The 22,258-nt window shown below is 45.8% G+C and carries 18 protein-coding genes and 2 tRNA genes; 13 read left to right on the top strand and 7 right to left on the bottom strand.

Translation table 11 applies throughout. The annotated features are described in order from the left end of the window. The first annotated feature begins 22 nt into the window (after window positions 1-22). From tyrS to HMPREF9140_RS08330, 4 genes are all read left to right on the top strand, one after another. On the top strand, window positions 23-1,324 hold the full coding sequence (gene tyrS, locus HMPREF9140_RS08345; protein WP_006953261.1) for a tyrosine--tRNA ligase: 1,302 nt from the start codon (window positions 23-25) through the stop codon (window positions 1,322-1,324). Between the two features lie 71 nt (window positions 1,325-1,395). Beyond that, a tRNA-Gln gene (locus HMPREF9140_RS08340) sits at window positions 1,396-1,466 on the top strand. 702 nt (window positions 1,467-2,168) lie between these two features. Further along, a complete protein-coding gene (locus HMPREF9140_RS08335) occupies window positions 2,169-4,211 on the top strand; it encodes an alpha-amylase family glycosyl hydrolase (RefSeq protein ID WP_006953260.1) in 2,043 nt (680 codons plus the stop codon). A 197-nt stretch (window positions 4,212-4,408) separates the two neighbouring features. Beyond that, window positions 4,409-4,482, top strand: a tRNA-Asn gene (locus HMPREF9140_RS08330). Between the two features lie 598 nt (window positions 4,483-5,080). Here HMPREF9140_RS08330 and HMPREF9140_RS08325 read toward each other — a convergent pair. Continuing rightward, window positions 5,081-5,419: a MerR family transcriptional regulator gene (locus tag HMPREF9140_RS08325; protein ID WP_006953258.1), complete on the bottom strand. Its 339-nt coding sequence runs from the start codon at window positions 5,417-5,419 to the stop codon at window positions 5,081-5,083. A 117-nt stretch (window positions 5,420-5,536) separates the two neighbouring features. On the opposite strand from HMPREF9140_RS08325, the gene alaS reads away from it, so the two are divergent. Next, window positions 5,537-8,185: an alanine--tRNA ligase gene (alaS, locus tag HMPREF9140_RS08320; protein ID WP_025073383.1), complete on the top strand. Its 2,649-nt coding sequence runs from the start codon at window positions 5,537-5,539 to the stop codon at window positions 8,183-8,185. Between the two features lie 133 nt (window positions 8,186-8,318). Here alaS and HMPREF9140_RS08315 read toward each other — a convergent pair whose 3' ends face one another. Genes HMPREF9140_RS08315 through HMPREF9140_RS08295 form a run of 5 tightly spaced genes read right to left on the bottom strand, consistent with a single transcriptional unit; the run spans window position 8,319 to window position 11,351 of the window. After that, window positions 8,319-8,738, bottom strand: a complete 420-nt coding sequence (locus tag HMPREF9140_RS08315; RefSeq protein WP_006953256.1) for a hypothetical protein — start codon at window positions 8,736-8,738, stop codon at window positions 8,319-8,321. A 29-nt stretch (window positions 8,739-8,767) separates the two neighbouring features. Next, complete coding sequence (locus tag HMPREF9140_RS08310; RefSeq protein WP_006953255.1) at window positions 8,768-9,187, bottom strand: BACON domain-containing protein; 420 nt, start codon at window positions 9,185-9,187, stop codon at window positions 8,768-8,770. A 29-nt stretch (window positions 9,188-9,216) separates the two neighbouring features. Continuing rightward, entirely contained in the window at window positions 9,217-9,639 is a 423-nt protein-coding gene (locus tag HMPREF9140_RS08305) for a hypothetical protein (RefSeq protein WP_006953254.1), read from the bottom strand. Between the two features lie 12 nt (window positions 9,640-9,651). Further along, a complete protein-coding gene (locus HMPREF9140_RS08300) occupies window positions 9,652-10,077 on the bottom strand; it encodes a hypothetical protein (RefSeq protein ID WP_006953253.1) in 426 nt (141 codons plus the stop codon). Then, window positions 10,068-11,351 carry a C10 family peptidase gene (locus HMPREF9140_RS08295; protein WP_006953252.1) on the bottom strand — a complete coding sequence of 428 codons (1,284 nt, stop codon included), beginning with the start codon at window positions 11,349-11,351 and terminating at the stop codon, window positions 10,068-10,070. The genes HMPREF9140_RS08300 and HMPREF9140_RS08295 overlap by 10 nt, the downstream gene beginning before the upstream one ends. A gap of 389 nt (window positions 11,352-11,740) precedes the next feature. Between HMPREF9140_RS08295 and HMPREF9140_RS08290 the strand changes: the two genes are divergently transcribed. Then, complete coding sequence (locus HMPREF9140_RS08290) at window positions 11,741-12,721, top strand: metal-dependent transcriptional regulator (protein ID WP_006953251.1); 981 nt, start codon at window positions 11,741-11,743, stop codon at window positions 12,719-12,721. A gap of 14 nt (window positions 12,722-12,735) precedes the next feature. Next, window positions 12,736-14,877, top strand: coding sequence for a ferrous iron transport protein B (feoB, locus tag HMPREF9140_RS08285; RefSeq protein WP_006953250.1), 2,142 nt, complete (start codon window positions 12,736-12,738; stop codon window positions 14,875-14,877). Window positions 14,878-14,910: 33 nt separating this feature from the next. Here the strand turns inward: feoB and HMPREF9140_RS08280 are convergent, their stop codons facing one another. Next, window positions 14,911-15,546, bottom strand: coding sequence for a DUF4294 domain-containing protein (locus tag HMPREF9140_RS08280; RefSeq protein WP_006953249.1), 636 nt, complete (start codon window positions 15,544-15,546; stop codon window positions 14,911-14,913). Between the two features lie 302 nt (window positions 15,547-15,848). Here HMPREF9140_RS08280 and dut point away from each other — a divergent pair, with 302 nt between their 5' ends. Genes dut through HMPREF9140_RS08250 form a run of 6 tightly spaced genes read left to right on the top strand, consistent with a single transcriptional unit; the run spans window position 15,849 to window position 21,944 of the window. After that, window positions 15,849-16,286: a dUTP diphosphatase gene (gene dut / locus HMPREF9140_RS08275; RefSeq protein WP_006953248.1), complete on the top strand. Its 438-nt coding sequence runs from the start codon at window positions 15,849-15,851 to the stop codon at window positions 16,284-16,286. An 18-nt stretch (window positions 16,287-16,304) separates the two neighbouring features. Further along, window positions 16,305-18,035: a tetratricopeptide repeat protein gene (locus HMPREF9140_RS08270; RefSeq protein WP_026253266.1), complete on the top strand. Its 1,731-nt coding sequence runs from the start codon at window positions 16,305-16,307 to the stop codon at window positions 18,033-18,035. Further along, complete coding sequence (locus HMPREF9140_RS08265) at window positions 18,032-18,865, top strand: DUF4292 domain-containing protein (RefSeq protein ID WP_006953246.1); 834 nt, start codon at window positions 18,032-18,034, stop codon at window positions 18,863-18,865. The genes HMPREF9140_RS08270 and HMPREF9140_RS08265 overlap by 4 nt, the downstream gene beginning before the upstream one ends. Next, window positions 18,865-20,652 (top strand): murein hydrolase activator EnvC family protein, encoded by a 1,788-nt coding sequence (locus tag HMPREF9140_RS08260; protein ID WP_006953245.1) that lies wholly within the window; start codon window positions 18,865-18,867, stop codon window positions 20,650-20,652. The genes HMPREF9140_RS08265 and HMPREF9140_RS08260 overlap by 1 nt, the downstream gene beginning before the upstream one ends. Beyond that, window positions 20,649-21,203, top strand: a complete 555-nt coding sequence (locus HMPREF9140_RS08255) for a DUF4369 domain-containing protein (protein ID WP_006953244.1) — start codon at window positions 20,649-20,651, stop codon at window positions 21,201-21,203. The genes HMPREF9140_RS08260 and HMPREF9140_RS08255 overlap by 4 nt, the downstream gene beginning before the upstream one ends. Before the next feature lie 24 nt (window positions 21,204-21,227). After that, window positions 21,228-21,944, top strand: a complete 717-nt coding sequence (locus tag HMPREF9140_RS08250) for a Bax inhibitor-1/YccA family protein (RefSeq protein WP_006953243.1) — start codon at window positions 21,228-21,230, stop codon at window positions 21,942-21,944. Window positions 21,945-22,258: the final 314 nt, after the last annotated feature.

The following is a 22,258-nucleotide window of genomic DNA, read 5'->3' as shown; positions in this document are numbered from 1 at the left end:
AAAAACACAAAACACATCGATAATGAAAAACTTTGTAGAAGAACTCCGTTGGCGCGGAATGCTAGCGCAGATAATGCCGGGAACAGAAGAGCTCCTGGAAAAAGAAATGGTATCGGCCTATCTTGGAACCGACCCCACGGCCGACTCGCTTCACATAGGACATCTATGTGGGATTATGATGCTCCAACATCTTCAACGATGCGGACACAAACCCTATCTGCTTGTCGGCGGAGCAACCGGAATGATTGGCGATCCATCAGGTAAAAGCCAAGAAAGAAATCTGCTCGACACCGAGACACTATATCATAACCAGGAAGCAATAAAACAGCAAGTCGCAAAGTTCCTCGACTTCGATAGCAACGAACCCAACAAAGCCGAAATGGTGAACAATTACGACTGGATGAGAGACTTTTCATTCCTCGACTTCGCACGAAAAGTGGGAAAACACATCACCGTGAACTACATGATGGCAAAAGACAGCGTGAAAAGAAGACTCAACGGCGAAGCTAGCGACGGGCTCTCGTTCACCGAATTCACCTACCAACTTTTGCAAGGCTACGACTTCCTGTATCTCTACCAAAACAACCAAATCAAACTACAACTCGGAGGAAACGACCAATGGGGAAATATGACAACCGGAACAGAACTAATACGCCGAACCCTCGGACAAGAAGCCAACGCCTACTGCCTCACATGCCCCCTTATCACAAAAGCCGACGGAAAGAAATTCGGAAAAACCGAAAGCGGAAATATATGGCTCGACCCCAAACGAACCACCCCCTACGCCTTCTATCAATTCTGGCTTAATGTGACCGACGACGATGCCGAGAAATACATCAAAATATTCACATCGCTCAACAAGGAAACCATCGATAACCTTATTCAGGAACATCGGAACGACCCCGGCCAACGCACCCTCCAACGCCGACTTGCCCAAGAAGTTACACGAATGGTTCACTCGCAAGCCGACCTCGATATGGCTATCGCAGCCTCGAACATTCTCTTCGGCAAATCAACCAAAGAAAATCTCCTCCAACTCGACCAGCAAACATTTGCCGATGTCTTTAAAGACGTGCCCCACTATCATGTTTCTCGCGACAGCATCATCGGTCAGCCAGCTGTCGACGCCCTCAATCAAGAAGGCATGCAAATCTTCCCAAGCAAAAGCGAGATGCGCAAGATGGTTAAAGGTGGCGGCGTGTCGCTAAACAAAGAAAAGCTCCAAGCTTTCGACCAGGCAATAACCGAAACCGACCTCATAGACGATAAATACATCCTCATCCAAAAAGGAAAAAAGAACTATCATCTAATCATCGTGGCCTAACATTAGGAGTATCTGTTTTACAAAAATTTGGATAGGCTCATAAAACGATTTACCTTTGCACGCAGAACTTCTGTCCTATGGTGTAATGGTAGCACAACAGGTTTTGGTTCTGTTTGTGGTGGTTCGAATCCGCCTAGGACAACAGAAATAAATTCTTTAATTAGGGTGAATCGGAAGATTCACCCTAATTTTTTTCTCTTTTTGCCACACAAACCAATCCCGATACAGGTTCCGATACAAAGTCTACACCGTATTTCACAACACCCGAAGATTATGTTCCTTTCTCCAGTGTATATATTGTCCCGACAAATGTCTTGATCGTTCCTACACGTTGATAATTATTTGTCTACATACGTATTGCAACGCGATTGCTCCCGTATTCCATTCTATTTATATATGGAGTCCCTTCTATTTATATACATACTCTCATTGTTTTCTTAACCGAGAAATTTAATTATCATCATGATGAAAAATTAGTTTCATAATGATGATACAAACGTTTCATCGTGATGATAAATTTGTTTCATCACGATGATAATTCGATTTCTCCAGTATGTCTATGATACAACTCCCTAATGTAAATAGAAGGGGATACGTATATAAATAGAAGGGAGTACGGGAGAAATTTAACGGGGATACGGAAGTAAAAGAGACGCGATATGCTTGGAAAGACAATGTGATACTGGAAAAGATTTATTCCGGAGGTAAACGTTTACACTCTAAAACTGCTCGGAGAGACATGTGGCACTGAAATATAAGAAGGATATTAGATTACATTTGTGAACCGGAAAAGCATGCCCGTTGGTATGCCGATAAGGTATAAATCAAAAAAGGTATAAAAGAGATGAAACGTATTCTTTCAAGTGTTTTCGGATTAGTGCTAGCACTAACAGCGATGGCCGACGGATGGCCGGCAAACTATAATGGAGTTATGTTGCAAGGATTCTTCTGGGATTCTTTCAGTGAGTCGAAATGGACTGCACTGGAGGCGCAAACTAGCGATTTTGCGGGATATTTTGACCTCGTTTGGGTTCCGCAAAGTGGTAAATGTTTAGAGAATTACAATACGATGGGCTATACACCTTATTATTATTTCAACCAGAATTCGAGCTTCGGAACCGAGGCCGAATTGCGGTCGATGATTGGCGCATTCAAAGCTGCGGGAATCGGAACGGTTGCCGACGTAGTTGTGAATCATCATAATACAACAGGATGGTTCGCTTTTCCGGCCGAGACTTATGGCGGTAATACGTATCAACTTCTCTCAACCGACATCTGTGCCAACGATGATGGCGGTCAGACAGCTACTCAGGCGGCTAGCGAGGGTGTTCAGCTCGGCAGTCATAACGACGACGGTGAAGACTGGGGCGGAATGCGCGACTTGGACCATCGAAGTGCAAACGTGCAGAGAATCGTGAAGGCCTACGAGAAGTATTTGCTCGATGACCTTGGATATTCAGGCTTCAGATATGACATGGTAAAAGGATTCGCCGGCGAACATGTGGGAAATTATAATGCTGCCGCAGGTGTGAAGTTTTCCGTAGGTGAATATTGGGATGGTAATGCGCATAGCGTGAGAAGCTGGATTGACGCGACTGGAAAGAGAAGTGCAGCTTTCGATTTTGCTTTCCGATATGCGGTGCGCAATGCGATTAACGGGTCGACAAATGGTCAGCAAACCGGTTCGTCTAACTGGTCGTTGCTGAGCGATGCGAGTCAGGCAACTGGTATAAACATCAATAATGGAGCCTATAAGCAGTGGGCTGTTACTTTCGTTGAAAATCATGATACGCAATATCGTTCGGCAACCGAGCAGAACGACCCGCTTCGTAAAGACACCCTGGCAGCTAATGCTTTCATGCTGGCAATGCCGGGTACGCCATGTGTGTTTTATTCACATTATCGGGCTTACGGAAAAGAGATAAAGGCGATGATTGACGCACGTAAGATTGCAGGAATAACTAATATGAGCAACTATACGAACTATCGAAACAATAATCGATATTATGCCAATACGGTCGACGGCACACGCGGTAAACTGCTCGTGATTGTGGGTTCTGATGCCAACTCGTTGTCGATTCCGGCTAATCGTTTTGTGAAGGTGCTCAGCGGCTATCATTACGCTTATTATCTTTCGCCTGAAACTGAAACAGCATGGGTCGATTTGCCCAGCGGAACATACGAAGGCGCGCAAAAAACTACTCTCACGGCAGTATCAGCCACGGCGGGCGCAAAGTTGGTCTACACAATCGATGGAACTAATCCCACCGCCAGCAGCACGCAAGCTCAAAGCGGCGAAACTCTCACAATTCCCTCCGGGACAACAACGCTCAAAGTTGGGCTTCTGATAGGTTCGGCAGTTAGCGGTATCGTGACCCGACAGTATAATGTTCGCAACTTTTCGCCCTATGAAATAAAAGTCTACGTGAATGCCGACGATGCCGGTTCGGCATGGAGCGCGGCCTCTACATCGGGAGCTTCGCCCGCAATAAACTTCTGGATTTGGGGAGGCAGTCACTCAACCGTATCGGGCAGTTGGCCTGGCGATAAAGTGACCGACATTGAAACTCGCAACGGAAAGAAATGGTTCGTCAAGAGCTTTAATATCACAACCTCAACTGACGTGGTGAACTTTGTTTTCAGCGTAGGAAGCGGAACCCCACAAACGGTTGATGTGCTGGACGTGAAAGAAACTTCATTTTTCAATATCTCCAATTCGCTCGACGGCAGTAAATATAAAGTCAACGTAACTACCGGAATCAATCGCCCGCAATATCAGTCGGCGAACTCCGATCCTTATTACTACACCCTCGCAGGACAACGTCTCCTTCGTCCAGCCAAGCCGGGAGTCTATATCCATGCTGGGAAGAAAATAATTGTGAGATAGTTCCTCACATTCTCTTTCAAAAGAAAAATCTTACAATACGCAAGCTCTGCAATCTTTGTAGACTTGCGTATTGTTCTTTCTCCCACTCTTTCATTCATGGCCTTGCAGCCCTTTGTTCAAACAACTTTTCCAATGAAAATTTTGGATGTTCCGGTTTTTCACCCTACTTTTGCATTCGCCTGATAGGACAAAAACCTGCTTCAGTAGCTCAGTTGGTTAGAGCACCTGACTGTTAATCAGGGGGTCGTTGGTTCAAGCCCATCCTGGAGCGCAAAAAGAGGAATCATTCAGAATGATTCCTCTTTTTTTTATGCGAGTTCGTGACCCTCACTCTACCACTATTCTTTACGGGGGAGCACGATATGACCCTCACTCTGCCGTGATTTTTTACGGGGGAGCACGATATGACCCTCACTCTGCTATGATTTTTTATGTGGGAGCATGATATGACCCTCACTCTACCGTGATTTTTTATGTTGGAGCACGATATGACCCTCACTCTGCCATGATTTTTTACGGGGGAGCATGATATGACCCTCACTCTGCCATGATTTTTTACGGGGGAACACGATATGACCCTCACTCTGCCACGATTTTTTACGGGGGAACACAATATGACCCTCACTCTGCCATGATTTTTTACGGGGGAGCACGATATGACCCTCACTCTGCTACGATTTTTTACGGGGGAGCATAATGTGACCCTCACTTTGATGTGTTTTTTCAGGGGAGAGCGCAAACCTGCCACCGGAAAAGCATCTCCCAAATGACGGGAACAAAAAACGGTCACCGGTTTGCTTCGCCGCAAAAAATGGCGCAAAACGGTCACCGTATTGACATATCTGCACACGATGGAGTAGGGGAGAATCTTACACCAATTGGTCGAGATGGCGCTTTAGTTCCTGCAGTTCGTCGCGCACAAAGATTAGTCGCTCGATAAGTTTTTGTTTGTTACTGGCCTCGCCTCGCTTGGCATAAACAATTTTGCGGGCGGCCGAGATACGGAATCCGCGAACTTTTATAAGGTTATAAATCAGTTTCAGGTCTTCGATGTTTGCTTCAGTGTATCGCCTCACTCCGCGCGCATTTGTTTTTGGGCGAATGTGCGGAAACTCGCTCTCCCAATAACGAAGCTGACTGCTTGCAACGTTCAGCATCTTAGAAACTTCTGCTATCGAATAATATAATTTGCGGGATTGGATTGCCATATCTAAGTTCTTGCCAGATAGTTAGCTGCCGGCAAAGTATTTGCAAAAATAACGATAACGAAATACCTTTGCAACTCTTCAAAAGTAAATTTAGAATTGAAAGAAACTGATAAAAATATGATGACAGCCAACGAAATTCGCGAATCATTCAAGAAGTTTTTCGAGTCGAAAGGACACGTAATTGTACCTTCTGCTCCAATGGTCATAAAGGACGATCCGACACTTATGTTTACCAACGCGGGGATGAATCAATGGAAAGATGTTATTCTTGGGATAAAAGACCCGGAACCGCGTCGGCGAACCGACTCGCAGAAATGTTTGCGTGTGAGCGGAAAGCACAACGACCTTGAGGAGGTTGGACACGACACCTATCATCACACTATGTTCGAAATGCTGGGCAACTGGAGTTTCGGCGATTATTTCAAAGAAGGAGCTATTGATTATGCGTGGGAATATTTGGTGGATGTGTTGCAGCTTAATCCGGAAGACCTATATGTGACCGTGTTCGAAGGAAGTCCGGCAGAAGGAATTGACCGCGACGAAGAGGCTGTTCGATGCTGGGCTAAACACTTGCCGGCCGACCATATTCTGGACGGAAATCGACACGATAATTTTTGGGAAATGGGCGATACCGGACCCTGCGGACCGTGTTCGGAGATTCACATAGACTCGCGCCCGCCCGAAGAGAAAAACGGCGGAATACCCGGTCGAGAGCTTGTGAACAAGGATAATCCGCAGGTCATCGAGATTTGGAACATCGTGTTTATGCAGTTCAATCGCAAGGCCGACGGTTCGCTCACCCCGCTGGCAATGAATGTTATCGATACCGGAATGGGATTCGAACGTCTCGTTCGCATGCTCCAAGGCAAGCACTCCAACTACGACACCGACATTTTCCAGCCCATCATTCGCGAAATAGAACAGCTTAGCGGAATGAGATACGGATTCACAACGCCAACCGACGCCCGAACCGAACAGGAAAAAATCGACATCGCCATGCGAGTCGTAGCCGACCATCTTCGCGCCGTGGCCTTCTCAATAGCCGACGGACAGTTGCCCGGCAACGCTAAAGCCGGCTATGTGATTCGCCGAATCCTGCGACGTGCCGTTAGATATGCCTATACTTTCCTCGGTCAGAAAGAGGCTTTCATCTACAAACTGCTCAACGTTCTGATTCACGAAATGGGCCAGGCTTATCCCGAACTTACAGCTCAGCGCGAACTCATCGGCCGAGTAATAAAGGAAGAGGAAGATTCTTTCCTGCGCACGCTCGATAAAGGCATAACCCTCCTTAACGAGGCCATGCACCAGCTCGAAGAAAAACACGAAACACAGCTCGACGGACAGGAGGCATTCCGACTATTCGACACTTATGGATTCCCACTCGACCTCACTGAACTTATTTGTCGCGAGAACGGCTACACCGTCGATATCGAGGCTTTTAATCGCGAAATGCAGCAGCAAAAACAACGAGCGCGTAATGCTGCCGTTGTTGAAAACGAAGACTGGACAATCCTTTTCGAAGGCGAACAGCAATTCGTGGGCTACGACTATTCTGAATACGAATGCAAGATTATGCGCTATCGGAAAGTGAATCAAAAGAAACGTTCTTTCTATGAACTCGTGTTAGATTACACCCCGTTCTATGGTGAGATGGGCGGACAAGTAGGCGACCAGGGCGTTCTCGTGAGCGAGGACGAAACAATAGAGGTTATCGACACCAAACGCGAAAACAATCAAAGCATTCACATCGTCAAAGAACTCCCCAAAAACCCTACAGCCCATTTCATGGCATGCGTCGACACCGACAAGCGCGAAGCGTCGGCTGCCAATCACACCGCTACGCATCTGCTCGACTACGCTCTTAAACAGGTACTGGGCGAGCATGCCGAACAGAAAGGTTCTTATGTCAGCCCGGATACGCTACGGTTCGACGTCGCGCATTTCCAAAAAATAACCGATGACGAACTCCGACAGGTAGAACGAATCGTGAACCGAATGATTCGGCAGGATATTCCTCTCGACGAGCATCGCGACACACCCATCGACGAAGCCCGAAAAATGGGAGCCATTGCGCTCTTCGGCGAAAAATACGGTGATACAGTACGCGTTGTTCGCTTTGGTCCCAGCTGCGAATTTTGCGGAGGCATACACGCCACCTCCACCGGCCGTATCGGTTTCTTTAAGATTATAAGCGAAAGCAGTGTGGCCGCCGGCATCAGACGAATAGAAGCTATGACCGGTCAGGTGTGCGAGGACGCAATCTACCTTCTTCAAGATACCTTCTGCGACCTCAAAGCAATGTTCAACAACGCATCTGATCTCAAAGCCGTGCTAATGAAATACATTGAAGAACACGATGCTATGAAAAAAAGCATTGAACGTTTCAGACAACAAGCTGTTGAGAGAACGGCGAAAAATCTTGTGGAACACGCCCAGACAGTAAATGGTATCCATGTAGTTAAAGCCGTCCTGCCAATGGAGCCCGCATCGGCTAAAGACATTGTTTTCAAAGTTCGCGAAGCCATTCCGTCGAGTCTAGTTTGTATTATCGGGTCAATCCACGAAGACCACCCGATGCTTTCGCTGATGTTTAGCGACGACATGGTTTCAGAACACGGCCTAAACGCAGGCACCATAATTCGCCAGGCCGCCAAACTAATCAAAGGCGGCGGTGGCGGACAGCCCCACTACGCCCAAGCCGGCGGAAAAGATGTCGACGGCCTAAACGCCGCAGTCGACGAAGCTCTCCGACTAAGCATATAAATCTCTTCCCTCACCCCTCCCTCCTCCTCTCTCACCCCTCCCCTCGCACGCGAATCCACAAAAAAAAGACCTTTGCAATTCCTTTCGGTTTTGCAGAGGTCTTTTTTAATTCGACCACTAATTGGCCAGCCTTTTATTCTGCCGCCTGGTTGAAAATTACTCCCCCTGTTGCACCTGCAGAACGTATAATGAGCTCTGACTTGCGCTTTTCTCCACTCTTGTTAGGCTTTATAGAAACAGTCAGCACATTATCCTGCATTGTCGCTTCAGTCCATTCGCCTTTAAGTTCCTTTATAGGAGCTTTCCAATTTGAAGGTAAACGCTTCTTATCGTTTTCCCAAAGACTGTCATAATCAAGGTCAATAAGTTTATAGTTAGTACACCTAATGTGATACGTTCCTCCACTGGCCGGAACCGATATATTTTCGGATTCATCGATAGTTGTTTCTTCACAAACAAACGACATTGGGGTCCACTCAGTCCAATTCTCATTTTCACACGATGTGAGCGCTAGCAGTATCATCGATACTGAGATAAAAATAAATTTCTTCATTGTTTAAATTGTTTATGTTGCAAACGGATTTATTCTGCTGCTTGATTGAAGATTATACTTCCAATAGCCCCCGCAGAATATATATAGATTTCTGATTTGCGTTTTTCTCCTCCCTTGTTAGGCTTTAAAGAGACTGTCAGCACATTATCCTGCATTGTCACTTCTGTCCATTCGCCTTTAAGTTCCTTTACAGGATCTTTCCAATTTGAAGGTAAACGCTCCTTATCATTTTCTCTAAGACTATTATAGTCAAGGGCAAGCAATTTATAGTTAGTACACCTAATGTGATACGTTCCTCCCTCCGCTGGAATCGATATGTTTCCAGATTTGTCGATAGTTGTTTCTTCACTAACAAACGACATTGGGGTCCACTCAATCCAATCCTCATTTTCACACGATGTGAGCGCTAGCAGTATCATCGATACCGAGATAAAAATAAATTTCTTCATTGTTTAAATTGTTTATGTTGCCAACAGATTTATTCCGCCGCCTGATTGAAGGTTAAAGATCCGGTTGCACCAAGAAAATACGTAAGAAGTACAGTTCGACGTTCTTTTCCGCTATCATTAGGTTTTATAGTTACGGTTAAAACATTACCCTTAAGCATCACCTTAGTCCAGTTGCCGTTAAGCTCATATTTGGGGAGGCTCTTCTCTGTGTCCATTTCTATATCGTCTTCTATAAGACTATTATAATTAAAGTCTATCTGTTCATAGTTTATACACTTTATATGATATGTTCCTCCCTCAGCCGGGATTGAAATATTTCCAGAATTATCGATAGTTGTTTCTTCACTAACAAACGACATGCGCTCCCATTTTTCTACTTCTGGCCCTGTGATTGTGCATGATGTGAGCGCTAGCAGCATCATCGATACCGAGACTAAAAAAAACTTCTTCATTGTATTTTGAATTTATCCTGCCGCCTGGTTGAATATTACTCCTCCTATTACACCTGCAGAACGTATAATGAGCTCTGACTTGCGCTTTTCTCCACTCTTGTTAGGCTTTATAGAAACAGTCAGCACATTATCCTGCATTGTCGCTTCAGTCCATTCGCCTTTAAGTTCCTTTATAGGAGCTTTCCAATTTGAAGGTAAACGCTTCTTATCGTTTTCCCTAAGGCTGTTATAATCAAGGTAAATCAGTCGATAGTTAGTACACTTAATATGGTATGTCCCTCCGCTGGCCGGAACCGATATATTTTCGGATTCATCGATAGTTGTTTCTTCACAAACAAACGACATTGGGGTCCACTCAGTCCAATTCTCATTTTCACACGATGTGAGCGCTAGCAGTATCATCGATACCGAAACTAAAAAAATCTTCTTTATTTCCATATTACAGAATATTCTAAATTATATACATAATCTCCCTCATTACCACTTCTTGTTCTGCCAGTATCGTCCACTTTAGGCCCCTGACTTGTCCGAAAATTCCCAGACAGATAAAATCCATTCTGATAACCATCCCAACCCCAATTACAATGTATAAATCGTTCTATATGCCCTTGCCCCCAAGATATTACAATATATCCATCGTATACCCAAGCGTGACCACCTGTAAATTTTTTCCAAAAAAGTTTTTTCTTGTATCCCCGATTACCGCAACCAAATACAGGCTGTCCTTTTTTAATAGTTTGCATTATGTCTGTCTCATTATAGTCTCTGAGTTTTGTAGCGTGTAATCCGACATTAGGAAGCCATTTTATAAATTTAGAACAATTTACACCTGTTGAATTAAATCTCGAGTCTTTGGCAAATTCATAATCAGCGTCAAGTAGTCCTCCCAGGCAACGACATAAATGAGCTATCTCATTCATTGATTCAGGCGTTTTATTGGGATCAAGTCGGCCATCATTTGCCTCGCTGTCAGCCAGAATCCTATCCCAATGTAAAACCGTTATACCTTCAGGATTGTTATCGTAAGAGACACCCACAGAACGAGGAGTTCCGTAATGTGATAGAATCTGTGCAGCTGCGGTGATAACGCAGCCAGTAACTTTATTAGGACAGTATCTCCCATAACTATTTGGTTTTCTTGCTCCTCCTTGGCCCCATTTTGTTTTGAGAATTGGTTTAACGGCATCAGTCATTTCCCATGGGTATACAGTTCTTGTTAGTTCCTTTCCATAATAATTCTTGATATCGTCCAGTTCTTTCAATATTGCCCTATCAAGGAAGAGGAGGAAACCATCATTGTTTTCTTTCTCTAACTCTTTGATGTTATAGTTGCCTTCGTCGATGATTGCGTACAATGGGTCGGTTCTTTTGTCGGCAGAAACAATTGCGAAACCACTGCTGTCTGCGAAATTAACGATGTAGAACAGCGTGTCTATACCCATAGCATTTATTGAACTGCGAGTTTGGACAGACGATGCACGCAAGGCTTCAACATTGGCAACACTCTTCTTTTTAATGACCCTGGTATTTGATTTTGCTTCCATTTTGTTGGCAAAATCGAGGGCTATTTCAGAGGCCTCTTCTACGGTAGTTTTAAAACTTGGAGTTTCAACGGTTGGAGAAACTCTTTTCTTCTCGATGTACTCTTGTTCGTTTGACGAACATGAAGCGAGTACAATTGCAATAAGAATTGCATAGGTTACTTTTTTCATGGAAAAATATTTATTGTTATTGAAAAGTTGTTTGCAAAACTAATGCTCCTCACATGTTATTCCAAATGATTATAAATGTTTCTTTCTATTTTCATTTCGTATGTGAGTTCGGTTTAAGAATTCGTTTAATTCTCGTAGGGAGACTATGAATGATAGACATGGGGTTTGTCACTACAGGTCGTCGATAAGCCTAATGGGAACTTCTCTTGAGCCGAACTCGCGTATTTCGTCTTTTCCCGTATTTCATCAATCATGACGCTCGCAATATTCCTTTTTTAATCTGTGCAGAGCGACTGGAAAATAGAGATAAATCGAGAGACAATTAATTGTGAACATCTACTTACTTTTGCGAGCGTGTCGATTCCCAAAACGAAAAGGAGAAAAGAACAATGAACCAACCAACTCAACCTTTATTCAAAATGTTTTCGGCAGTGAAGAATATGCTGCGGAAACGAAACAAATTACAGGAAAAAGAACTGCAGGAAGATTTCCTCAAAGCCGTGTTTGAACATCGGGGCAAAATGACAATCGAGGAGGCTAAACAAACAGCGAAAATGCTCAATTCTGCGCCCGAAAATATCGCTGCCGTTGTGGGTGCACTTGTGTTCAATGGCGAACTCACTGCAGGGGAGTACATCGAACTTACGGAAGAGGGTCGGAAGCATGCCCTGAAGATAATTCGTGCGCATAGAATATATGAGCAGTATCTGGCAGAGCATTCGGGCTATGCACCGCCCGAGTGGCACGAACGGGCACACAGAATGGAGCACAGAATAAGCGATGATGAACGCGAACGGATTGCATCGCTACTTGGAAATCCGCTATTCGATCCGCATGGTGACCCGATTCCTACTCATTCGCTTGAGATGATTGACAAAGCACCCGTTGGACAACCGTTGAAAGTGCAGTCGTGGTGGAAAATAACTCATGTCGAAGACGATAATCTCACTCTGTTTGCTCGGATAGCCGACACTGGGATAACGAAAGACTCCATAATCTTCATTACACATATCGACAACGTATCGTTTGCTTTCAGGTATGAAGGCGAGAGGTTCGTTTTGCCCGTCGTCGCACTTTCGGCAATAAATATGGAACCCATTAGTGAGACCGAGGCCAGTAAGCAGCCCGGAACGAGGGCACGAAGACTTGTAAATCTCGAGTCGGGGAAGACGGTACGTATTGTTGGACTTTCGCCTTCGTGTCGCGGAGCTTTGCGGAGACGTCTAATGGATTTGGGTTTCGTTAGAGGAAGTACTGTGGGTATCGACATGCGGAGTCCGATGGGCAACCCGATTGCCTACACCGTGCGCGGAACTGCAATTGCACTTCGGCACGACCAGGCGAAATACATTTTATATCAAGAATTATAATCGAAAGAAAAAACATGACCGAAATACAATCTCAATGCGCAAATTGTCCGAAGGCATCGCTTAGAAGTCTTCAGCGACGAGGTACACAAGCCGGAGGCGAACGCTATGTCGTTGCCCTTGCCGGCAATCCGAACACCGGAAAGAGCACGGTGTTCAACGCTCTCACCGGATTGAAACAACATACCGGAAACTGGCCGGGGAAAACCGTCGGGAAGGCCGAGGGATATTTCAATTATGAAAACGACACTTATCGAATCGTTGACCTGCCCGGAACTTATTCGCTTTCGTCTACATCGGAGGACGAGGAAATTGCACGCGACTTCATTCTCTTCGGTCAGCCCGATGTCACGGTGATGGTTGCAGATGCGACACGGCTCGAACGCAATATGAATCTGATTCTGCAGGTGTTGCAAATAACCGACAAGGCCGTACTCTGCGTGAACTTGCTCGATGAGGCGAAGCGAAACAATATCGAGATAAACCTTAATGCCTTGTCGCGCCGATTGGGAATACCCGTCGTGGGTTGTTCGGCTCGTTCAGGGCATGGCATAGATAACCTTCTTGCCGTGATTCGCGAGGTTGTAACAGGTGAATATGTTTGTCGACCGCATCGGGCAACTAATTTGCCACCCGACACGGCTGAACGGGTGAAAATGCTGGCCGAGCGGGTGAAGGAAATCTATCCCGACCTTCGGAATGCCGAATGGATTGCCTTTAGATTAATGGAGAACGACCCCAGCGTTATGGAACGGTTTGGAACGCCGGAACTCAATGCCCTAGCCGAAGAGGTGCATATGCAAATAAGCAACAACTTTCACGACCAATGGATGGAAGATATTTATTCGCAGGCCGAGGAGATTTGTCGCGACACCGTTACTCAAAGCGGACACCGCGGTAGACTGCCTTTCGATGTGAAGCTCGACCGCATTCTCACACACCGTTTTTGGGGTTTCCCAATCATGGTTGCGCTACTCGGAGTAGTTTTTTGGCTCACCATTATCGGTTCGAACTATCCGTCTGGTTGGCTCAACGAACTTCTTGTCGGGATAATCCATCCTGCACTGCGCGAGGGCTTCGTCGGCATTGGGTCGCCTGACTGGCTCACAGGATTGGTTGTCGACGGGATATATCTTTCCACCGCTTGGGTCGTGTCGGTTATGCTTCCGCCGATGGCAATATTCTTTCCACTGTTCACACTACTCGAAGATTTCGGTTATCTGCCACGCGTTGCGTTTAATCTCGACGAACTTTTCCGACGCGCAGGAGCTCACGGCAAGCAAGCGCTCACGATGAGCATGGGATTCGGATGTAACGCGGCCGGTGTGGTGTCTACCCGTATAATCGACAGTACTCGTGAACGACTCATCGCCATTATCACCAATAATTTTTCGTTGTGCAACGGGCGCTGGCCCACGCAGATTCTTTTGGCTACGCTTTTCATCGGCGCCGCCGTGCCACAGCAATACAGCAGTGTTGTGGCTCTTGTGGCAGTGATGAGCGTGGTACTTATGGGAGTAATGTTTATGTTCGGAAGTTCGTGGATGCTTTCGCGCACGATCCTACGCGGTGAGGTGTCTACTTTCCATCTAGAATTGCCGCCTTATCGACCGCCGCAGTTTTGGCAAACGCTCTATACGTCGCTCATCGACCGAACGCTAATTGTGCTTTGGCGTGCCATTGTCTTCGCAGCTCCTGCCGGAGCAGTGATATGGCTCTGCTCCAACGTTACGGTGGGTAATGTGAGTATAGCACAACATCTTATTGGATGGCTCGACACACCGGGTTGGATAATGGGGCTTAATGGGGTTATTCTGCTGGCTTATATCCTGGCCATACCGGCTAACGAAATAGTAATGCCAACGATATTGATGCTGACAATGTTGGTGCTAGGTCAAACCGATATGGCGGCGGCCGGCGTACTGATGGAAGGTACAGAGGCCGAAACAAAACAAATTCTTCTAATGGGCGGCTGGAATCTTCTCACGGCCGTGTGCCTGATGGTGTTTTGTTTGCTTCATCATCCTTGTTCAACCACCATATATACAATCTATAAAGAAACAAAAAGCGCGAAGTGGACGGCCATCGCCACGCTTCTCCCTCTTGTCCTGGGAATAATCGTGACGTCGTTAATAGCTGTCGTTTGGAGAATGATTTAGGAAAAGGGTCTTTAGTTCACGAAAGTCTCGGAATTATAGCTGTCCGGCCTCAACTTGAAGTACGATTCGTTCCACAAGACGATCGGAACCTTTGGGGTCGTAGCGTTTCTTCAAACTGGCGCCGAACATCCATGCAAAAGCCTGATATACTCCCGCACGAATTGGCCCGAGAAAAGCCTGAATCAATTCATATCCCGTTGAATGAGTTTCGCGGTCGATTAGTTTTATTAGTAGTTTCCCCTGTGAATAAGTGAGCTTTTTCACCCGTGGCGTGTATTGTTCCTTAATGCCGTGCTCGACGCGTTTCATATGCTCGTCGCGTTCTTTTTTAGTTGGTAGCGTTTGCAGATAAGCATATGTCTCGAGTATAATCTGATTACATTCCTTCGCCATTGGCAGCACTTTTTTTATGTTATAAACAAGCCTGTTATAGGCCTCGCGCTGTTTGGCATCCTTGAACTCCATGGGCGGAAACACGTATATGTTATTAGTCCTCACATATTGCACGCTGTCGCCATTAACCTTCGCCTTCCCGATGTGCACCATCGGTACAAACGTTGGCGAATCCATATCCACTGCTCTGTCTTCGGGATTGAGGTGCTCCTGTGCCCCGATAGTTGTGAGCAGAGTTATAAGAGCTGAAAAACACAGAATTATCTTCCTTTTCATGTCGCACAAAAGTAAATATTATTTCCCACCTCTCAAAGATGTTCTCCGCTCCCGTATTTTGGGGTATAATCATTGTCAGCATCACTGTCAATTAATTCTAGTGCTAAAACACACTTGTACGAATAGCTTTCCGTTGATAAGTTGAGATAAATAACGAGTGCAAGACTGTAAATCCAATAGTTTTCGGATTAATTAGTGTGTGTCGGATGTAATTAAAATAGGCTAAAAACCGGGCTCGAAAAATGCGGTTTTCAGGCATCTAGTTGGAAATGACTAATTTTGCATATCATTGAAAAATAAACATGCTCACTATTAAAGTTATAAACAAAGGCAGTCAGGAACTACCAAGATATGCAACCAATCAGAGTGCCGGAATGGATCTGCGTGCTAATCTCGAGAGTACGATAACACTTCATCCAATGGAACGTCGGCTAATTCCCACAGGACTTCACATCGCGCTCCCCGAAGGGTTCGAAGCACAGGTGAGACCCCGAAGTGGACTAGCTTTGAAGCATGGAATAACTGTGCTCAATACACCGGGAACGATTGATGCAGATTATCGAGGTGAAATAATGGTTTTACTCATAAATCTTTCTGATAAGGACTTCGTTATCAACTCTGGTGAACGTATCGCACAAATGGTTATAGCACGTCATGAACAGGGCGAACTAATAGAGGTGGAAACTCTTGATGAAACCGAGCGTGGATCCGGAGGATATGGACACACGGGCGTGAAATAAATGAGGTTTTACAACAGGATGACAAAATATTTAAGATTAAAAAATGTGCTAAGTCGTGCCACGGTATTAACTACCGTACTGTTTTTCTCGACTGTGGCGAATGCAGTGTCGCAAGATAGCTTGCTACGCTACAAATATTTCTTCCTCGAAGGTATCAGACAACAGGAGATGGGCAACATCAGCGCATCGTTCGACCTTCTGAGGCATGCGCGCGATATTAACCCATCGGCACCGGAGGTTTATTATGAGTTGGCCGGATATTATGTCGATATGAAAGACAATAAAATGGCACGTTTGAATTTCGAGCGAGCTGTTGAACTCAATCCAGATAATTCAACTTATCAGGAACGGCTGGGACAGTTCTACATAACCCAGAAGGAATACGATAAGGCTATTGCAGCCTACGAACGACTCTATGTTTCGAATAAAGCTCGGCAGGATATTATTCAGATTCTATTTCAGCTCTACGGAGCGCAGAGTAACTATAAAAAGATGATTGAGACACTCGAGAGATTCGAGCTGGTCGAGGGAGGAAACGAACAGATTTCTCTGACGAAGATGCAACTATACGAACAGATGGGTGAGAAGCGGAAGGAATATGAAGAACTGCAGTCGTTGGTTAACAAGCATCCTCTGGAGCTCAATTATCGAGTTATGTTGGGCAATTGGCTACTACAGAATAATCGCAAGAAAGAAGCGTTTGCAGTCTACAAATCGGTTCTGAAAGAAGAACCCGAGAATGTTGCGGCCCAACTTTCACTGCTTGATTATTATCGTGAAACGAAGAACATTAAGATGGAGGAAGACTTAACCGTCAGTCTTCTGAAATCACGAAAAACAGATAAAGAAACGAAGATGACTCTGCTTCGACATGCTATAATTAACGGTAGGTCGGATGGAAGTGACAGTGTGTCGATTCTTCAACTGTTCGATAAGGTGTTAACTCTTCCGCAGCAGGATGCCGACATAATAATGCTTAAGGCGGCCTACATGTCGCTGCTCAAAGCTCCGCAAGAATCTATAAATAGGCTTTACGAGCAGGCCATAGCTGTAGAACCGGAGAATCTGCGTGCTCGTATAGCTCTTATTCAAAGTATATGGGATTCGAAAGACTACGACAGGATTATAGAACTTTGTAAACCGGCACAGGAATATAATCCTGAAGAAATGGCTTTCTATTATTTCCAAGGACTGGCACAATATCAAAAGCGTGACAACGAAGCGGCGCTTGTCACGCTTAGGAAAGGAATCAGTCAGATAAAGAAAGATAGTAATCCAGATTTTGTAGCCGACTTCTATGCTATCATGGGAGAAATCCTCCATGAGAAAGGACTCGATAATGACGCCTTTGCTGCATTCGACAGCTGTCTGCAATGGAAGCCCGACAATGTTGAGGTGCTCAACAACTATGCTTACTATTTAAGCGTACTCGGAAAGGATTTAGATAAGGCCGAACGGATGAGTTACAAAACAATCAAGGCTAATCCTACAAGCAGCACTTTCCTTGACACCTATGCGTGGATTTTGTTTCAACAACAACGATACGACGAGGCCAAAAATTACATAGAGCAGGCCATCAAAAACAATAGTGAACTGAATGATGTCGTTGTGGAGCATGTAGGCGATATATTCTCCATGACTGGCAACGTAGAGAAGGCACTGGAATATTGGCAGCGCGCTTTGCAAAAAGGTAACAACAGCGAATTGCTCAAAAGAAAAATCCAACTTAGAAAATACATCGCAAAATGAATACAAAACATATCTTCAAAGGATTGTTGGCACTTGTACTGCTCGTTTTGGTAGGAACTGTTGAGGCCAGCGCACAATTGAAAAAGAATGTAGAACTTGTGCATAAAGTGGTAGACCAGGCACTATATCAAAAGAACCTCGTTTCCGACCTTACTTTCACAGTAAATACTGATTCGAGGGAAATCTCTGTTCCCGGAATTTTGCGAATGCGCAAAGATGAGGTGATTCGCTTGCAATTACTCATTCCGTTGCTTCGTAGCGAAGCTGGCCGGATTGAATTCACACCGAGCCACGTACTCTTCATTGACCGGATACACAAACAATATGTCAAGGCAACCTACGAAGAAGTGGCTTTCCTGCGCAACAACGGCATCGACTTCTACTCGCTCCAAGCGTTGTTCTGGAACCAACTTTTCGTTCCCGGACAGAAAAAGGTTGGCGAAGACGGAGTGTATAAATTCAACGTCGACACATCGGCGAAGAACGGACCCCTTGTTCCTATAATGCTCAAAGACGGCAAGATGCAATATAAATGGATGGCCAACTATCAAACCGGACTCATTGGTCAGGCCGAAGCGAAATATAACGGTTCAGATGGTGTGTCTGTTCTTCGCTGGAATTATTCCGACTTCCGTGAATTTGGTTCTAAGACATTCCCTGCACAACAAGACATTGTCATAGAAGCTGCCGCAAAAAAGAAAACGATTAAGGCCTCCCTCGAGTTAGAAAAAATTACTGCAAACGACACATGGGAATCATTCACTACGCCTTCTGATAAGTATCGACAGGTTGGCGTCGACGAAATTCTCGATAAACTGATGATGCTCTAATGAAAAAACTTCTGATATCCTACATACTTTTGTTTGCCTGTACAATCACTTTACAGGCACAGCATAAAAAAGTCGATAAAAGGCCGGCTAAAGAACAAAAGGCTCGAACGGCTCCGACCGGAAAGGATAAAAAACAAACGACAATTAAGCAAACCGATCCGAAACAAAAGAAGGTTGCATCGCAATCTGTCAAGCAAAAGATAACTGCACCTACTTCGAAGCAGAATACAAAGGGCAAGCAGTCACAGAATGCAAGGCGACAAGGTGGAAAAGGCAAGTCGCAGAGCTATGTAACTACCGAGGAAATCAAGAATCTTCAGAAACAGAATCAGCAAATCCAAAAGGAAATCAAGGCTCACGAAGAGGAGTTCAAGGTGAAGCAAAAGGATGTTGACAACCGTTTACAAAAGATTATGACCCTTGACACGGAAATCGGGCAACATCAGAAAACCATAGACCGGCTCTCATCGAATATTAAAGGTTTGGATAACAATATTGATATTCTCAAAGAACAGCTCCGGCTACTTGAACAGCAACTTGTTGAACGTCGTAAACGTTTCATCGTTTCTATGCGTTATATGGCTCGCCACAGAAGCATTCAGGACAAGATGATGTTCGTGTTCTCCGCCAATAGTCTTACGCAGATGTATCGCCGGTTACGATTTGTTCGTGAATATGCAACCTATCAGCGTGCCCAGGGCGAACTCCTCAAAGCCAAACAAGAGCAAATCAACGAGAAACGCAAACAGCTTCACGAGGTGCGTGTCAACAAGAGTAATTTGCTCTATAAGGACCGACAGGTGCATGCCCAGATGGAAAATAAAAAAGTGGAGCAACAGCAGGTTGTTTCGTCGTTGCAGCAAGACCAAAAAGTGCTTCAAGGGGTGATTGCCGAACGCCGACAGAAACAGCAGGCTATCAACGCGCAAATCGACCGCCTAGTTCAAGTTGAAATACAAAAGATGCGTGCCCGTGCTGCTGCCGAAGCTAAGGCAAAGGCTGCCGAACGTGCTGCCGCTGCCAAAGCACGAGCCGCCGAAGCTGCACGTAAAAAAGCCGAGGCCGAAGCTGCCGCTCGCGAGAATGCACGACGTGTTGCCGAAGCCAAGGCGCGCGAAGAAAAAGCTAAAGCCGAGGCACGCGAAGCTGCAAAAGCGCGCGAAGCCGCAGCCGCCAAAGCCAGACAAGATGCCGCCTCGAAAGAAGAAGCAAAACGAGCCGAAGCCGCAGCTGCACGCGAAGCAAAAGCCGCACAGGCCGCACGCGAGGCCGAATCGGCCAGACTCGCCGCCGAAAGAAAAGCCGCTGCCGACCGCGAACGAGCTGAGCGTGCCCGTGCTGCCGAAAGTTCGGCTGCCTCCGAGGAATCTCTCCTCAATTCGGCCGACCGCGCAATAACCGGAAGTTTCGCTAATAATAAAGGTAGGCTACCCATGCCTATGTCCGGAAGAATCGTAACGCACTTCGGTTCGTACAACGTAGACGGCCTCTCAAATGTCAAACTCTACAGTCCGGGCATAAATATCAAAGGCGCGGCCGGCAGTCCTGTTCGAAGTATCTTCAAAGGCGAAGTAAGCGCTGTTTACAACGCTGGAAGCGGAGCCGTTGTAATGCTGCGCCACGGTGCCTACATCTCGGTTTACTTCTACCTTTCAAGCGTAAGCGTTAGCAAAGGACAAAAAGTAGGAACCGGTCAAACCCTCGGCACAGTAGGTTCCGACGGAACGCTGCAATTCCAGCTCCGAAAAGAAACCGTTAAGCTCAATCCCGAACAATGGCTACGATGAAACTCCTACCTCTCTTGGCCCTCGTGCTCCTTATCGCATCCTGCTCCTCCCGTCCTACATTCAGGATAGAAGGAGCAGTGCTTCCCGGCATTCGTGAAGGCCAAACAATATATCTCGTGCCCGAACAAAACGCCAACCGCAGCAATGTCGATTCAACCATTGTAAAGAACGGCCGATTCCATTTCGAAGGCGACACCGAACGCGTTAGCATCATTCGCCTGCCCATAATGAACCGCCTCGACGCCCAAGAATTGCTCGTTGTAACCGAACCCGGAGTAATAAACGCCACTATCGGCAAAACCAGCTCGGTTGGCGGAACACCCCAAAACCGAATCATGGCACAGTGGCAAGATGCCATTATAAAACGCAATCTCGTGGCCAGCCACTTCATGAACGAACGCCGTAAAGGATTTCCCGGCCGCGATTCAATCAGGCTCAAAACCATTCTCGACTCCACACAACAAGCCAGCACCGAGCTAACGAAACAAATCATAAGCAAGAATCGTGGCACAACTATTGCAAACTTTCTCAATAGGCTAACAGGCCTTTAAACACAAATAAAAAACAGCAAGATTATGGATTCAGAAAAATTTTCAAGAGTATTCAACTCCGAGAACTGGGACATCGACGCATCAACATTTTTCCCCGCACTGATGCGCAAGGTTTATCTTTGGATGACTCTCGCCCTCGTTATTACCGCCCTCACAGCCTATCTGGCAGGCCCGTTGTTATTCCAACTCGGCGGCGGCGGATTCACATTCCTCATTGCCGGCGCAATCGAAATCGGCATTGTGGCCTATCTCAGTGCACGCATCAACAAGCTATCCCTTGTTCAAGCCACGGTAGGTTTCATTATCTACGCAATTCTCAACGGCGTAACCCTCGGCTGGATATTCGCCGTCTACCCCATTACTTCTATCTTCAAAACATTCGTCATTACAGCCGCAATGTTCGGCACGATGGCCATCATCGGCTCGGTAACCAAGAAAGACCTCTCGAAGATGGGCGGAATAGCGTCTATGGGCCTCATCGGATTAATCATCGCCGCGGTTGTAAATCTCTTTCTCCGCAGCACAATGATAGATTTTATTGTAAGCGGCATAGGCGTAGTTGTTTTTACGGGTATGACCGCCTGGGATGTTCAGCACATCAAAGAATCCATGGCTCGTTCAGGCGGCGCTCCCGGCGAACAAGTTCAGAAGCAAGCTCTTATGGGTGCCCTTCGTTTATATCTCGATTTCATTAATCTCTTCATCAGTTTGCTACGTTTCTTCGGTAGACTTCGCGAATAACAATATCTACACATTCACAATTAACGTATACGTAATATTCACCTATACATAGAACGAACTCCACGGTTCGTTCTATATGTTTTCAATTCCTTTTCCATTTGCCTTAAATCAAGAAGACACACTAAATTTTGCCCAAATAAATTGATTAATATACCTTTGCCGCCGTGAGACACTTAGCAACATATTTCATCGCCCCAGCGACGCAGAGAAATTTCGATTTCTCTGTAATTTTTTCGTCCAATAATTTGGTGGGTTCGGAAAAAGTGCTAACACACACACACACACACACACACACACACACACACACACACACA

The organism is Prevotella micans F0438, assembly GCF_000243035.1.
In the GTDB taxonomy this organism is placed as follows: domain Bacteria; phylum Bacteroidota; class Bacteroidia; order Bacteroidales; family Bacteroidaceae; genus Prevotella; species Prevotella micans.
This window is presented reverse-complemented; position numbering and strand designations above follow the sequence as displayed.

Bases quoted from the DNA above. Each gene is read 5' to 3' on its own strand.
- feoB (WP_006953250.1), top strand. From the start codon at position 12,736: ATGACCGAAATACAATCTCAATGCGCAAATTGTCCGAAGGCATCGCTT.
- HMPREF9140_RS08270 (WP_026253266.1), top strand. From the start codon at position 16,305: ATGACAAAATATTTAAGATTAAAAAATGTGCTAAGTCGTGCCACGGTA.
- HMPREF9140_RS08265 (WP_006953246.1), top strand. From the start codon at position 18,032: ATGAATACAAAACATATCTTCAAAGGATTGTTGGCACTTGTACTGCTC.
- HMPREF9140_RS08335 (WP_006953260.1), top strand. From the start codon at position 2,169: ATGAAACGTATTCTTTCAAGTGTTTTCGGATTAGTGCTAGCACTAACA.
- HMPREF9140_RS08255 (WP_006953244.1), top strand. From the start codon at position 20,649: ATGAAACTCCTACCTCTCTTGGCCCTCGTGCTCCTTATCGCATCCTGC.
- HMPREF9140_RS08325 (WP_006953258.1), bottom strand. From the start codon at position 5,419: ATGGCAATCCAATCCCGCAAATTATATTATTCGATAGCAGAAGTTTCT.
- HMPREF9140_RS08310 (WP_006953255.1), bottom strand. From the start codon at position 9,187: ATGAAGAAATTTATTTTTATCTCGGTATCGATGATACTGCTAGCGCTC.
- tyrS (WP_006953261.1), top strand. From the start codon at position 23: ATGAAAAACTTTGTAGAAGAACTCCGTTGGCGCGGAATGCTAGCGCAG.
- HMPREF9140_RS08250 (WP_006953243.1), top strand. From the start codon at position 21,228: ATGGATTCAGAAAAATTTTCAAGAGTATTCAACTCCGAGAACTGGGAC.
- alaS (WP_025073383.1), top strand. From the start codon at position 5,537: ATGATGACAGCCAACGAAATTCGCGAATCATTCAAGAAGTTTTTCGAG.
- HMPREF9140_RS08305 (WP_006953254.1), bottom strand. From the start codon at position 9,639: ATGAAGAAGTTTTTTTTAGTCTCGGTATCGATGATGCTGCTAGCGCTC.
- HMPREF9140_RS08290 (WP_006953251.1), top strand. From the start codon at position 11,741: ATGAACCAACCAACTCAACCTTTATTCAAAATGTTTTCGGCAGTGAAG.
- HMPREF9140_RS08260 (WP_006953245.1), top strand. From the start codon at position 18,865: ATGAAAAAACTTCTGATATCCTACATACTTTTGTTTGCCTGTACAATC.
- HMPREF9140_RS08295 (WP_006953252.1), bottom strand. From the start codon at position 11,351: ATGAAAAAAGTAACCTATGCAATTCTTATTGCAATTGTACTCGCTTCA.
- HMPREF9140_RS08315 (WP_006953256.1), bottom strand. From the start codon at position 8,738: ATGAAGAAATTTATTTTTATCTCAGTATCGATGATACTGCTAGCGCTC.
- dut (WP_006953248.1), top strand. From the start codon at position 15,849: ATGCTCACTATTAAAGTTATAAACAAAGGCAGTCAGGAACTACCAAGA.
- HMPREF9140_RS08300 (WP_006953253.1), bottom strand. From the start codon at position 10,077: ATGGAAATAAAGAAGATTTTTTTAGTTTCGGTATCGATGATACTGCTA.
- HMPREF9140_RS08280 (WP_006953249.1), bottom strand. From the start codon at position 15,546: ATGAAAAGGAAGATAATTCTGTGTTTTTCAGCTCTTATAACTCTGCTC.